The organism is Methylobacter sp. BBA5.1, assembly GCF_000746145.1.
Taxonomy (GTDB): Bacteria; Pseudomonadota; Gammaproteobacteria; order Methylococcales; family Methylomonadaceae; genus Methylobacter; species Methylobacter marinus.
Map to the genome: position 1 here is coordinate 1 of NZ_JQKS01000036.1, position 12,559 is coordinate 12,559.

Below are 12,559 nucleotides of genomic sequence, written 5' to 3' on the forward strand. Positions count from 1 at the left end.
GAATAATTTTAGCGATAGTGTAACCGGACAATAATCATGCAATACCGACGCGTATTCATCCCAGGAGGGAGTTATTTCTTTACCGTAGTCACGGAAAAACGCAGGCCGGTGTTTAACAATGCAGCAATGGTCGAAGTCCTGCGCGACGCATTTCGCAATGTACGCAAATCCCGCCCGTTCGAGATCGACGCGATGGTAGTAATGCCGGATCATTTACATTGCCTATGGACATTGCCGTCCGGCGACAGCGATTACGCTACCCGTTGGAGATTGATCAAAACCGGGTTTACCAAACATTGCGATCCGGCGTTGCGGCAATACCGCAACGCCTCTCGCCAATCGCGAGGCGAACAGGCGGTTTGGCAACACCGTTATTGGGAGCATGTGATACGTGACGAAACCGATTTTCAGCGCCATGTCGATTACATCCATTACAATCCGGTCAAACATCGATTGGCGTCATCGCCAATCGATTGGCCGTATTCCAGTTTTCGCCGTTATATTGAAGCAGGCATATATCCGCCCGATTGGGGGCGAGATGGCATTGATCTCGAAGGTGTAGGTCATGAATAAACAGCACCAGCACAACGAAACCGTAATCGTAGGTCGGGTTAGCGAAAGTGTCGGGTTACGCTGCGCTAACCCGACCTACGGAGCTTGGTCGGCCTTGAAATGCCGGGTTCATCAATCCCGCCGGAGCGTTATCAACGGCTTGGCTGAATCCGGCAATCAATCTTCCAATTGCTGAATGCCGTCCAGATACCAGGTAGGCTGTATGCTGTTTTTGGGCTTAACGAAATGCCAGACTTCGCGGACCTGATCGGCATGGACATTATCGTTTTCTCGCATGATGGCATCGAACAGGACGACCGCCTGCAGTTCGGTGCCGATTTCACGCACTTCCAACAGTTCCGCTTCCAGTTTCAGGACGTCGGTGCGGTTTTCCTCGCGGGAGGCTTTAAGCTGGTCCTGTATTTCGGCGAATACCTTGTCGGTTGTCAGGCCTCTGATTTCGGCCAGGTCACGCTCATCCCAGGCTTTTTGCAGCGCCTTGAAGGCGGTTTTGGCGCCGGCCAGGAACGCCGGGGTGTCGAAACCGGCCGGAACGGCGATGTCCTGGCCGAAGTAGGCATCTTGCGAAGCCGGTTCAGCGCCTGGCTTGTCTTTATTAAACAGAATATCGGTATCGAATCCGGCCGGGTTCGATGAACCGGACTGCGGCGTATAGGCTGCCGCGCTGTCGTCATAGCCATTGGGTGATTGCGGCCGGGTGCCTGTCTTCCTGGCCGCAAACAGTTTGTAAAGCAGGAACACCAGGCCGCCAAGCACCAGAATATCGATAAGGTTGATGCCCTGGAAAGCGCCGCCGGCCAGCAATGAGCCCAGCAAACCGCCCAGCGCCAGACCGCCCAGCATGCCCATCAGGCCGCCGCGGTTAGCCGTGCCCGGGCGGGCGGTCTGGTTTTGCTGCGCGGCTTGCTGCTGTTGCTGCTGATTGGACGAGCGGGCCGGCGGCGCGACAGCGCGCTTGTAAGGCTGGCTGAACGAGGACCGGCCGCCGAAGGAACTGCCGCCGCCGAAGCGTTTGGCCTCGGCATCGGAAATGCCGCCTAGCGACAAGGACAGGCCGATCAATAAAGTGGCTATTACGCCGGTGTATCTATTCATGAGTTTTTAGGAGGGATGTCAATAGAGGTTTTATGGATATGAGGGTGAATGGGCAAATTACAAGTTGTTAATTTTTTTTTAATAGCATAGCATTACCGGATGTTGTCTGCCCTACGCTTCCATATTGTTGTCTTCCTGGCGATGTTGCAATTGATTGCACCGTTGGTGCATGCGCATGCCGGCGAGAAAATCCCCGACCTGGGCCTGCATGTCCCCGGCCTGGAAGCGTATGGCGCCAAAAACGCCGGTCTGGGGCTAGAGGCGGTCTCCTATACCGCCGGTGCCGAGGTGATGCTGTTCAGTGTCGATACCGGCATCAGGCTCAACCCGACGCATGCCGATACGGATGCCGACCAAAGTCCTTACTTGCATCACGAGATAGGCCTGTTCAATGCGCCGATCTCCCCGTTCGATACGAATTTTTCCCCGCAAACCCAGCCGTTTGTCTGCCGGCTGCTCATTCCCTCGCTCTCGCCCCGCGCGCCACCTGCCCGTTAATCTCCGTTGTTTTTTAAGTTCCACCACGGAACTTGTTCCTTATTTTCTAAAAACTGATAAGCGGTATTAAACCGCACCGGAGCTTTATTATGTTTGCCCTTCGCCTTATCAGAAGGTGTCTGCCGGCTTATGCGCTGGCCACCTCGCTGAGCTTTGCGGATGCCATTCCTGTTGTCGCCCATTTCGATCCGATCGAAGTCGATGCCGGTTTGAGTCTGAGCCAGACCATCGAGTTAACGCTGGAACAATACCCTGACAACGCCTGGCTAAAAGCGCTGGAAGAAGAATCCGCCGCGCTCGGACAGCGTGGTGACAGCTGGCTGGCCGGCGCGCCCAGCATCGGCCTGTTCTTCCAGGAAGCCACCAGCGGCACCCTGCATTATGGCGATGCCAGTATTACCGCGCCGCTGTGGAACTTCGGCCAGCGCGATGCCGAGCAGGCCGTCGCGAAACAGGCCGAAAGCAGCGCGCGGATGCAGTCGGCCGCGGTTAAATTACGCGTGGCGGGCCTGGTCAGGGGCGCCCTGTGGGATATGGAACTGCAGCAAATCCGCTACGACCAGGCTCAGGCCCAGGTCAATCTGTCCGAACAACTGCTGGCCAAGGTTGAGCGCCGCGTCGAGCTGGGCGATCTGCCGCGCGCCGATCTGCTGCTGGCGCAAACCGAACTGCTGCAACAGCGCTCGCGACTGACCCAGACCGAGGCCGAAGTCATGCATGCGCGCAAACGCTATGCCAGCATCACCCAGATGACGAAAGTGCCGGGCAATTACCGCGAAACCCTGGCGGACGTAACGGAAGTCCAGCAGAACCATCCTGCCTTGGCCGCCGTTAACAGCCAGATCGCGCGCAAGCAGGCCGAAGTCACTGCCATCAAGGCCGTAGGCTCGGGCCAGTCCGATGTTTCGGTCGGCATCAACACCGATCACGGTGACGAGCGCAGTAATAAGACCGAAAGCTTCAACATCGCCGTGTCCGTGCCGTTCGGCGGCAGCGCGCATCTGGCGCCGCAGATCGCCGCCGCCAACGTCGAGCTGAACAAACTGATTGCCGAACGCGAGCAACTCATCAGGGATCTCGAGCGGGCCCACCACGAAGCCGAACACAACCTGGAAGTCAACCGGGCCGAGCTGGCCATCGCCGAGCAATTGAAACAGGCGGCCGAGGAGCATTTAAAAATGACCGAACTGAGCTTTTCGCTGGGTGAAATCAACCTGATCGATTTACTGAAAATCCAATCCAGAACCCAGCAGGCCCTTCTGAATGCCAAAGAGCGATCAGTCATACTGGAGCGCGATAAGGCGCTGTACAACCAAGCCGTCGGAGTGACCCCATGAACATCATTTTATTATTACTGCTGAGCATCGCCTGCGCCGGCGTCCAGGCGGCTGACCATGTCATTCGGATAACCCCGGAACACATCGACAATCTGGGCGTGAAGCTGGGCAAGCCCGAGCCCGCCAGCCAGGTGCCGGTCCTGTATGCGCCTGCGAAAGTCGCGATCCCGCCGACGCACGAGCATGTCGTCAGCACCGCCCAGGCCGGCCTGATCACGAAACTGCATGCGGCCGTCGGCGATAAGGTCGAGAAAGGCCAGGTATTGGCCGAGATCAACAGCCCGGACCTGCTGGCCCTGCAGCAGCAATATCTCAAGGCCGTCAATGAGCTGGAGCTGGGCCGGGCGGTTTATAACCGCGACAAAAAACTGCTGGAAGAAGGCGTGATTTCCGGCCGGCGTTCGCAGGAGACGCGCAGCCAATACAATATTTACCTGAACGAAGCGCACGAAGCCCGGCAGTTGCTGGAAATAGCCGGCCTGTCGGCTGCGGAAATCGAGCGCCTGGCCAAGACCCAGCGCCTGAGCAGCCGGCTGACGGTGCGCGCGCCGATGTCGGGCGTCGTGCTCGAGCGCATGGCCGCGGCCGGCCAGCGCATAGACAATCTGGCGCCGCTGTACCGCATCGCCGACTTGAGCGAACTCTGGCTGGAAATCAACATCCCGCAGGAGCGCCTGGGGGATATCAATATCGGCGATCAGGTGGTGATCGACAATACCGATGTCACGGCGCCCATCAGCCTGCTCGGCCAGAGCGTCAATCCACAGAACCAGACGGTGCTGGCCCGGGCCGTCATCAAAAGCATGCCGGCCGCCGTGCGCGCCGGACAGAAAGTCAACACGCGGATTATCCAGGGCAGCGACAAGAAGGCATTCAAGGTCCCGAACTCGGCTGTCGCCCAACACGAAGGCCGGGCTTATATCTTTATCCGCACGGACCAGGGTTTTATGGTCAAACCGGTCAAGGTCATGGGCAGACAGGATACCGATTCCATCATTGCCGGCGAGTTGACCGGCACTGAAGATATCGCCGTCACGGGCGCGGCCGCGCTGAAAGCCAATTGGCTGGAACTCGGGGGCGATGAGTGATGGGCGGTCTGATTCGTTTCGCGCTGAGCCAGCGCATATTGATGCTGCTGGTGATAGCGCTGCTGGCGGGCGGCGGCTATTACGCGTTTAAAAACATTCCGATCGATGCCTTTCCGGAAGTCTCGCCGACCCAGGTCAAGGTCATCGTGAAAGCAGCCGGCATGACGCCGGAAGAGGTCGAAGCGCGCATTACCGCACCGATCGAAGTCGAACTGCTGGGCATTCCGCACCAGACCATGCTGCGTTCGATCGCCAAGTACGCGCTGACCGATATTACGGTCGATTTCGAGGAAGGCACCGATATCTACTGGGCACGCCAGCAGATCGCCGAGCGCCTGAACACGATGTGGGGCGACCTGCCCGAGGGCGTGGAAGGCGGCATTGCCCCGATGACGACGCCGCTCGGCGAAATGTTCATGTTTACGATCGAAGGCGGCGACCTCAGCCTGACGGAACGGCGCACGCTGCTGGACTGGGTCATTCGCCCGGCCGTGCGCACCGTGCCCGGCGTGGCCGATGTCAATTCGCTGGGCGGGCTGGTCAGAAGCTTTGAGGTGGTGCCGGACAATATGCGCCTGGCCGCGCGCGGCATCACTATCGACCAGTTGGTGGAGGCGTTGCAAAGCAATAACCGCAACGACGGCGCGGGGCGCCTGACCGAGGGCGAGGAAGCGCTGATCGTGCGTGCCGAAGGCCGCATCAAAACCCTGGACGACGTCGCGGCCATCGTCGTCGATAACAAGGACGGCGCGCCGATCAAGGTCAGCGATGTCGCCGACATCAGGATCGGCGCCCTGACCCGCTACGGCGCGGTCAGCAAGAACGGCAAGGGTGAAGCCGTCACCGGCCTGGTGCTGAGCCTGCGCGGCGCCAATGCGCGCCAGACCATCGAGGGCATACAGGCAAAAATGGACGAGCTGAAAGCCGGTTTTCCGCCCGGCGTCGAGGCCAAGGTGTTCTATAACCGCGGCAATCTGGTCGACAAGGCCGTCGACACGGTTCAGCATGCCTTGCAGGAAGCGATCGTGCTGGTCGTGATTCTGCTGATCCTGTTTCTGGGCAACCTGCGCGCCGCGCTGACCGTCGCCCTGATCCTGCCGCTGGCGGCGCTCGTGACCTTCATCCTGATGCAGCAGATGGGCATGTCGGCCAACCTGATGAGCCTCGGCGGATTGGCCATCGCCATCGGCATGCTCGTCGATGCGGCCGTGGTCGTGGTCGAAAACATCATCACGCACATGGCGCACGCGGAAAAAGCCCGGCGCCTGCCGCGCCTGCACGTAATCTACCGCGCCACACGCGAAGTGGCCGTGCCCGTGACCTCGGGCATCCTGATCATCATCATCGTATTCCTGCCGCTGCTGACCCTGCAGGGGCTGGAAGGCAAGCTGTTCACGCCGGTGGCGCTGACCATCGTGTTCGCGCTCGGCGGCTCATTGCTGCTGTCCCTGTCGGTGATTCCGGTGCTGGCTTCCTATCTGCTGAAGCAAGTGTCCCACGAGGAACCCTGGCTGCCCCGGCAGTTGCTGAAGCTGTATCAGCCGGCCTTGCTGTGGGGCTTTTCGAACAGTAAAAAAGTCTTTATCGGTGCCGGCGTCTTGCTGATCGCCACGGCGGCGGCCTTCACGCAGATCGGCAGCACCTTCATGCCGACCATGGATGAGGGCGACATTATCGTACAGCTGGAAAAACTGCCGTCGATCACGCTGGAGCAATCGGTGGCGCTGGACCTGCAGGTGCAGAAAAATCTGCTCAGGAACATTCCGGAAATCACCGATGCGGTCTCGCGCGTCGGCACCGATGAGCTGGGCCTGGACCCGATGAGCCTGAATGATACCGATACCTTCCTGATCCTGAAGCCCAAGGATGAATGGCGCATGGACAGCAAGGAGCAACTGATCGAGGAAATCCGGCAGGTCATGGGCACCACGCCGGGCATCGCCTTCAAGTTCACGCAGCCGATCGAGATGCGCGTATCGGAAATGCTGACCGGCACGCGCGGCGATGTCGCGGTCAAGCTGTTCGGCACGGACCTGGATGTGCTGAACGAGAAAGCGGCGCAGATCGCCGGCGTCCTGAGAAACATCAAAGGCGCCAGCGATGTGTTCACGAAGCAGAACGAGGGCATGCAGTTTCTGCAGCTGACGATCGACAAAGCGGCGGCCGGCCGCCTTGGCCTGGACAGCGACGGCATCGAGAGAATGTTGCGCGCGCAGATCGAGGGACTGAAACTGGGCATCGTGCAGGAAGGCATCAGGCGCACGCCGCTGATTGTCCGCGGCGGCAGCGATACGGCCAGCTTTGAAAACCTGCAGATAACGTTGCCCGACGGCGGCCATGTGCCGATCACGACCGTCGCGCGCCTGGAGAAAGTCGAGGGCGTGGTGTCGGTGGAACGCGAGCACGGCCAGCGTTTCGTCGTGATCAGCAGCAACGTGCTGGACCGCGACCTGGTCGGTTTTGTCGACGAAGCGCGTCAGACCGTCAGGGACAAGGTCGATCTGCCGACCGGCTATTTCGTCGAATTCGGCGGCCAGTTCGAGAATCAGCAGCGCGCGGCCGCGACGCTGTCCCTCGTGATCCCGGTGTCGCTGGGCCTGATCTTTCTGCTGCTGTTTTCGACCTTCGGCTCGGTGCGCCAGGCCACGCTGGTCCTGTCGAACATTCCGCTGGCCATGATCGGCGGCGTGTTCGCGCTGTGGCTGTCGGGCGAATACCTGTCGGTGCCGGCCTCGGTCGGCTTTATCGCCCTGCTCGGCATCGCGGTGCTGAACGGCGTGGTCATGGTCAGCTATTTCAACCAGCTGCGCACGACCGGCATGGCCATGGCGCAGGTCGTGGTCGTCGGCTCCATGCGGCGCTTGCGGCCCGTGCTGATGACGGCCAGCATCGCGGCCTTCGGCCTGATTCCGCTGCTGTTCGCGACCGGCCCGGGCTCCGAGATTCAGCGTCCGCTGGCCATCGTCGTGATCGGCGGGCTGGTTTCATCGACGTTTCTGACGCTGTTTCTGCTGCCTATTTTGTTTAAATTGTTCGGTCAGTCGCCTGAGCCGCGCGCTGAGACAGAGCCAATGGCCGATGGAGTCAAACCATGAACAACGATAAAGAATACCTGGTGACCCTGAATGTGCCGCCCGGCCTGGAAGAGGCGGTTGTCGATAACTTGCTGGTACTGGAGTCGGAACACGGCTTCAGCAGTTACATTGTCAACTCGCATGACCATAAAAACGAGGGCCTGTCGCTGCTTGAGCAGGTCACGGGCCGGCAGAAAAAAATCCGCTTTCAACTGTATATGCCCGCGCAGGGACTGCCGGTATTGCTGGAACAGTTAAGGCAGGAGTTTTCCGGCTCGGGTATCCATTACCGGGTGACGCCGGTCATCGATAGCGGCACTATCTAGGCAGTAGTACAGGCAAACCGACAAGCCTGGCTATCGGCATCTTGTGATTGAACAAACTGAACGTTATTATCTGCTGTTAAAAGTTGCGTGCGGGCCGGTTTTATCAACCCGGCCCGCACGTGCAGATATCGGTAATTGCTACACATACCGGATGCCAGACAGTATCTACCCAATAATAAGAAATTCAGGTAATGATCATTATTTTAAAAAACATACCGGCCAATACCAGAAAGAAGGAAATAGAAGATTTTATCCGGCCGATTATCAAAGGCGGTTTTTTCAGCAGAAGCGGCAGAATAGAATCCATTCGGATTAAGGGACAAAGAGATACCCGGTTCAATACCCTTGAATTCCATGCCCTGGTACGAGTCGTGCCGGATGCCGTGGCAATGAAAGTCGTAAAAAAACTCAACCGGAAGCTATTCAAGGGCAAGCATACCGCCGTCAATGAATTTCAATATCGAAACTGGCGCAACGACCGCAGAACCGACACGCGGCAGCCGGCCAGTGACAGACGCCTCGCGGACCGCAGGCGCGCTCATCTGGAAGTGATTGAGGATGTTTCAGAAAGGTTCAGCAGCAAAAAAAGTTTTCACCGGAAGCATGAATAAGCCTTACCGGCCTTACCGGCCTTTTCGTGCCGCTTCTTGGTTGCCCGGTTAGTGTCGCATTGCAGACCATCATAAGAGAGGCGGATAGAAACCGATGAAATATTCCTGAGTTTATTGCCTAAAATCTGGTTATCATGGAAGATACAGTCACTTTTGGATTTTTAGGCTGAATGTCGTATTTATCCACAAGATCTGGGCGCTGGATACCGGGACAGCTATCAAATCAATTACTTAAAACACTGGAGTTATACGACAAATGTGTTGGATTATTGGACATCTACTGTCGTATATATTATGTTGAGCCGCATGACATGAGCACAGATTTCACGATCCGAAAAGCAACCACCGAAGATGCGCCGGAAGTCGCCGCAATGGTTGGCGAGTTGCTGGCGGAAATCATGAATGTTATTGGCGTTCAGGCATTCAACTTTGATTATTCCGAAACGATCTCTAGACTAACGGACTTTCTCAACCACGAGAAATACTTTGTGTTCGTCGCTCATGCTAACAACGGAAAGGCTGCGGGGTTTATTGCCCTTTACGAAAGCTATGCCCTCTATGCTGAGGGTCCCTTCGGCACCATACCCGAGCTTTATGTTCGTCCAGAGTATCGCGGTAACGAATTGGGGCTACGCCTTGTGTCCCAAACGAAGTCATTTGGCACGTCGCGTAGTTGGACACGTCTGGAAGTTACAACCCCTCCACTACCGCAGTTCGACAGAACCTTAGCCTTTTATGAGCGAGAAGGGTTTTCCATCAGTGGTGGTCGCAAGCTAAAGGTATCCTTATGACCACTGGCCCAACCCATCATTCCACTGGACGCTCCCTATCGGCGGCGCGCCGGTGAATTCAAACGTTAGGAGACAAGCATTTCATGCAGCATCCGCAGGAACACGAAGAAAGGATATTATTGGCAACAAGAGAGTTTGCAAAGTCGATTAACTCTGGACGAAAAGTCGTGGCTGACATGTCTTCGTTAGTAGATGCTACATCGCGCCTATCGCTATCGAATTTGGACTATTGGGAGCGGTTAATACGTTGGGAATTTTCTGAAGTCTTGAGATCTTCTACTCCTTCAAAGTGGAAGCCATGGACGCAGTCCACACCTTTCCTAACATGGATAGATTTGTGTAGCGGAGATGGATTCAAGCGCGAAAAAACATTGTGCTCTTTATCCGGAGCGGCCCCCAATAGTTTTTTCTTTGCCCTTGCTGTTCGCCGACTTAATGATTGGGTGCGGCAGGTTCGAGAAGCTGCACAGGAAAAACTTCCCATAATCGCAAAAGAATCGGACCCGGAACACGTTGTTGATGCCTTATGTGTCACTCTACCCCATTGGAATTCATGGGGGCGCTTGGAAGACGCAGACAAGAGAGTACTGCTGGAAATCACTTCTATCGAAGAGGTGTCTCAGGCCCTTAAATTAAGGATAATGTCGGCTACTTCTGGCCCGATGACTTCGATGCTGGCGCAAGTCGGACGTACGGCAACTCTAGATCACTGCCTAAGTGAAATTGCCGAGGACGCAATTCAACCGTCTGTTCGAGCAAAAGCATATCGATGCCTATTTGAAGGGAAAATGGTTTGGTTCGAAGGGCGTAAATGGGAGTGGACTGACATTCGATATTGCGAGGGGCGTTTAAAACCAGTACTTTCCGAGCGCAATTTATCTGTCACAAGCCCATTCTTAGAAACATTAAAAAAGGCAGCAGTTGATCACTCACCTATGGTTAGGCGTGTTGCTGGAGAAATGCTTATCCGAGAATTAAAGACTATTGGAGAGGAATCATTAAAGTTAGCGAACTTGCTTGCATCTGATTCATCTCCTTCAGTTTCGGAGCGAGGAAAATTTGCCTTAAAAAAGCTGGAGACTCAGGAAGCGTGATCATCGTTCAGAGTCTCCTAACAAGTAAATTTAGCCGACCGCTAGTGCGTCGTCTGCTTTAGGCGTTAGCTATGAAGATTGTCCATATCGACGCGTCAAGAATAAGAGATTGGGACACGTTCCATGACGTGTTCGCAGATGCTTTTGGCTTCCCAGAGTTTTACGGAAGAAACATGGACGCATGGATAGACTGCATGGCTAGCCTGGACCAAGAGTTCAGTCGGGTTCGCGTTGAGAAGAGGGAGATGGTTTGCGTTTCCCTGGACAATATGTCTGAGTTCAAAGCGCAGTGCCCGGAGCAGTACCAAGCATTTGTAGAGTGCGCCGCGTTCGTAAATTGGAGGCGCTTAGATGTCTGCGAGACTCCCATTCTCGTGGTGTCCTTCTATGCATAGGTTTTCGGAGTCGAAGCGAATGGCTGATACCGCGCTCCAGTCAACGGCCTTGGCCACACTGCGCTTCGTCAAGTACGCGCCTGATCTTGGTAGTTAAGACTACATGAAAATAGTCACCGATAATCGGTTACCAGAGATCAAGAGAATCGAGCACTTGCTCTATGGACTCAACTACGAGGTTTGGTTAAATCTATATGGCCCCTTTGATCCTGAACTAGGTTTGGAGAAAGCGTTGAAGTCTGGGGTGTCGAAAGATGCACAACTATCAGATGTGTCGCCTTCTTCCCCGCAAGACGCTAGAACCGAAATAATGGATATGATTCTCTATGAAGGGGATATAGGTCACGGGCCAGAAAAGCTAGATGAAAAACGCGAAGAGATCATGTTTTTAATGAATAAGGTATTCGCTCGCATCAATATCGACGAAGCTGATCTAGTGGCAGAGTTTGGATTTCGCAAGGGGCGCCCAGCTTATCCGGTATTTTGGTACTTTGCGTATGATATTCATTCCAATGGCAAACGCTGGGTTTTTATTGGAAGTAGCAGTGATTAGCAACAGCAAGGGGTCAGGGCTTGGTTGCCCGGTTAGTGTCGCATTGCAGACCATCATAAGAGGCGGATAGAAACCGATGAAATATTCCTGAGTTTATTGCCTAAAATCTGGTTATCATGGAAGATACAGTCACTTTTGGATTTTCGTCTAGTACTCAGTCATTCTTGTTCTGACGATTAAAGTTTGCAGAGTATTCATAGTGCGAATACCCTGAAGGGCATAAATAAATTCGCACCTACAATTTAACCGCCATAATTAAATGGACTGACTACTAGGCGAGCTCAGCGGGGATGGGCTTGAAGGAAATGACCATTACCGATTGGCACTCTGGGCCGCCCGATTTTCGCCAATCACTGTCCTAAAATAATACCGGGGCGAAAATGATGGCTAACCTGAATATTTCACCACGAAGGACACGAAGTACACGAAGGCTTTTCAATTCAAATACTTAGAAATATTTCATGATGAGCTTATGAAGTTATCGGTGATAAATGATAACACCATGATTTTCTTCGTGTTCTTCGTGTTCTCTGTGGTTTCATGAAATATCCGGGCTAACCATCGGCTCCAGGCGACCCGCGAAAGCGGCGCGGGTTCAGTGGTCTTTTTCGCGCCCGGTACGCCGCTTTTGGAGTCGACTGATTTAAGACGTTAGCTATCAAAAGGACACGTCATGAACTGGCTTGAGAGGTCGGAAGCGGAAATCTTGGCAATTGCCAATCCCATAATGGACAACCTTATGCAAGCCTCGACCGACATCGACCACGAACGGCACGTTAGGGATTTTACCGAGCAATTAAAGGCAATTGTCACAAAAGAGAATCTAGCAGCTCAGCGCAAGGAATACCAAGCCAAACTTGGTAACTTTTCGGAAAGAGAGTTCGTTGCAGTGTATAGAAAAGAAACGGTTGCTGCCGTCTTCTGGAAACAAAAGTATACAAAGCCCAAGAGCACATAGCGTTTCTTCGTTTCATCAGCATCAATGGGAAAATCTTAGTGCAAAACGTGTCTGTAACTTAACAAGAGCTAGCCATGCCATCAACTCGGTCAGTGAAAAGCGGCGCCTTCGTCATGTCGCTTTTCACTGCCGCTTATTTTGAATGTTAGATTGACTAAAGGAGGCA

Annotated in this window: 13 protein-coding genes; 12 read left to right on the plus strand and 1 reads right to left on the minus strand. The window is 54.9% G+C overall.

The window, feature by feature from the left end; genetic code table 11:
- Positions 1-36: 36 nt before the first annotated feature.
- Positions 37-573, plus strand: coding sequence for an REP-associated tyrosine transposase (locus EK22_RS18275; protein WP_036253297.1), 537 nt, complete (start codon positions 37-39; stop codon positions 571-573).
- A 156-nt stretch (positions 574-729) separates the two neighbouring features.
- Here the strand turns inward: EK22_RS18275 and EK22_RS18280 are convergent, their stop codons facing one another.
- The gene (locus EK22_RS18280) at positions 730-1,668 is read right to left on the minus strand and encodes a Tim44 domain-containing protein (protein ID WP_036253307.1); all 939 of its coding nucleotides are present in this window, start codon (positions 1,666-1,668) and stop codon (positions 730-732) included.
- A gap of 99 nt (positions 1,669-1,767) precedes the next feature.
- On the opposite strand from EK22_RS18280, the gene EK22_RS18285 reads away from it, so the two are divergent.
- From EK22_RS18285 to EK22_RS18335, 11 genes are all read left to right on the plus strand, one after another.
- A complete protein-coding gene (locus tag EK22_RS18285) occupies positions 1,768-2,166 on the plus strand; it encodes a hypothetical protein (RefSeq protein ID WP_020158663.1) in 399 nt (132 codons plus the stop codon).
- A gap of 89 nt (positions 2,167-2,255) precedes the next feature.
- A complete protein-coding gene (locus tag EK22_RS18290; protein WP_036253309.1) occupies positions 2,256-3,503 on the plus strand; it encodes a TolC family protein in 1,248 nt (415 codons plus the stop codon).
- Positions 3,500-4,591: an efflux RND transporter periplasmic adaptor subunit gene (locus EK22_RS18295; protein WP_036253312.1), complete on the plus strand. Its 1,092-nt coding sequence runs from the start codon at positions 3,500-3,502 to the stop codon at positions 4,589-4,591. The genes EK22_RS18290 and EK22_RS18295 overlap by 4 nt, the downstream gene beginning before the upstream one ends.
- On the plus strand, positions 4,591-7,686 hold the full coding sequence (locus EK22_RS18300) for an efflux RND transporter permease subunit (RefSeq protein WP_036253316.1): 3,096 nt from the start codon (positions 4,591-4,593) through the stop codon (positions 7,684-7,686). Before EK22_RS18295 ends, EK22_RS18300 begins: the two co-directional genes overlap by 1 nt.
- Positions 7,683-7,991, plus strand: coding sequence for a DUF3240 family protein (locus EK22_RS18305; protein ID WP_036253319.1), 309 nt, complete (start codon positions 7,683-7,685; stop codon positions 7,989-7,991). Before EK22_RS18300 ends, EK22_RS18305 begins: the two co-directional genes overlap by 4 nt.
- A 191-nt stretch (positions 7,992-8,182) precedes the next feature.
- Positions 8,183-8,602 carry an RNA recognition motif domain-containing protein gene (locus EK22_RS18310; RefSeq protein WP_020158668.1) on the plus strand — a complete coding sequence of 140 codons (420 nt, stop codon included), beginning with the start codon at positions 8,183-8,185 and terminating at the stop codon, positions 8,600-8,602.
- 311 nt (positions 8,603-8,913) lie between these two features.
- Entirely contained in the window at positions 8,914-9,393 is a 480-nt protein-coding gene (locus EK22_RS18315) for a GNAT family N-acetyltransferase (protein ID WP_036253328.1), read from the plus strand.
- A gap of 83 nt (positions 9,394-9,476) precedes the next feature.
- On the plus strand, positions 9,477-10,487 hold the full coding sequence (locus tag EK22_RS18320) for a hypothetical protein (RefSeq protein WP_036253331.1): 1,011 nt from the start codon (positions 9,477-9,479) through the stop codon (positions 10,485-10,487).
- 71 nt (positions 10,488-10,558) lie between these two features.
- The gene (locus EK22_RS25610; protein WP_036253333.1) at positions 10,559-10,882 is read left to right on the plus strand and encodes a barstar family protein; all 324 of its coding nucleotides are present in this window, start codon (positions 10,559-10,561) and stop codon (positions 10,880-10,882) included.
- A 103-nt stretch (positions 10,883-10,985) separates the two neighbouring features.
- Positions 10,986-11,435 carry a hypothetical protein gene (locus EK22_RS18330; protein WP_036253335.1) on the plus strand — a complete coding sequence of 150 codons (450 nt, stop codon included), beginning with the start codon at positions 10,986-10,988 and terminating at the stop codon, positions 11,433-11,435.
- 673 nt (positions 11,436-12,108) lie between these two features.
- Positions 12,109-12,393: a hypothetical protein gene (locus tag EK22_RS18335; RefSeq protein ID WP_020158669.1), complete on the plus strand. Its 285-nt coding sequence runs from the start codon at positions 12,109-12,111 to the stop codon at positions 12,391-12,393.
- The last annotated feature ends 166 nt before the right edge of the window (positions 12,394-12,559 follow it).

What these genes read in the sequence shown, in the direction of transcription:
- EK22_RS18275 (WP_036253297.1), top strand. Translation starts at nt 37, where the DNA reads ATGCAATACCGACGCGTATTCATCCCAGGAGGGAGTTATTTCTTTACC.
- EK22_RS18280 (WP_036253307.1), bottom strand. Translation starts at nt 1,668, where the DNA reads ATGAATAGATACACCGGCGTAATAGCCACTTTATTGATCGGCCTGTCC.
- EK22_RS18285 (WP_020158663.1), top strand. Translation starts at nt 1,768, where the DNA reads ATGTTGTCTGCCCTACGCTTCCATATTGTTGTCTTCCTGGCGATGTTG.
- EK22_RS18290 (WP_036253309.1), top strand. Translation starts at nt 2,256, where the DNA reads ATGTTTGCCCTTCGCCTTATCAGAAGGTGTCTGCCGGCTTATGCGCTG.
- EK22_RS18295 (WP_036253312.1), top strand. Translation starts at nt 3,500, where the DNA reads ATGAACATCATTTTATTATTACTGCTGAGCATCGCCTGCGCCGGCGTC.
- EK22_RS18300 (WP_036253316.1), top strand. Translation starts at nt 4,591, where the DNA reads ATGGGCGGTCTGATTCGTTTCGCGCTGAGCCAGCGCATATTGATGCTG.
- EK22_RS18305 (WP_036253319.1), top strand. Translation starts at nt 7,683, where the DNA reads ATGAACAACGATAAAGAATACCTGGTGACCCTGAATGTGCCGCCCGGC.
- EK22_RS18310 (WP_020158668.1), top strand. Translation starts at nt 8,183, where the DNA reads ATGATCATTATTTTAAAAAACATACCGGCCAATACCAGAAAGAAGGAA.
- EK22_RS18315 (WP_036253328.1), top strand. Translation starts at nt 8,914, where the DNA reads ATGAGCACAGATTTCACGATCCGAAAAGCAACCACCGAAGATGCGCCG.
- EK22_RS18320 (WP_036253331.1), top strand. Translation starts at nt 9,477, where the DNA reads ATGCAGCATCCGCAGGAACACGAAGAAAGGATATTATTGGCAACAAGA.
- EK22_RS25610 (WP_036253333.1), top strand. Translation starts at nt 10,559, where the DNA reads ATGAAGATTGTCCATATCGACGCGTCAAGAATAAGAGATTGGGACACG.
- EK22_RS18330 (WP_036253335.1), top strand. Translation starts at nt 10,986, where the DNA reads ATGAAAATAGTCACCGATAATCGGTTACCAGAGATCAAGAGAATCGAG.
- EK22_RS18335 (WP_020158669.1), top strand. Translation starts at nt 12,109, where the DNA reads ATGAACTGGCTTGAGAGGTCGGAAGCGGAAATCTTGGCAATTGCCAAT.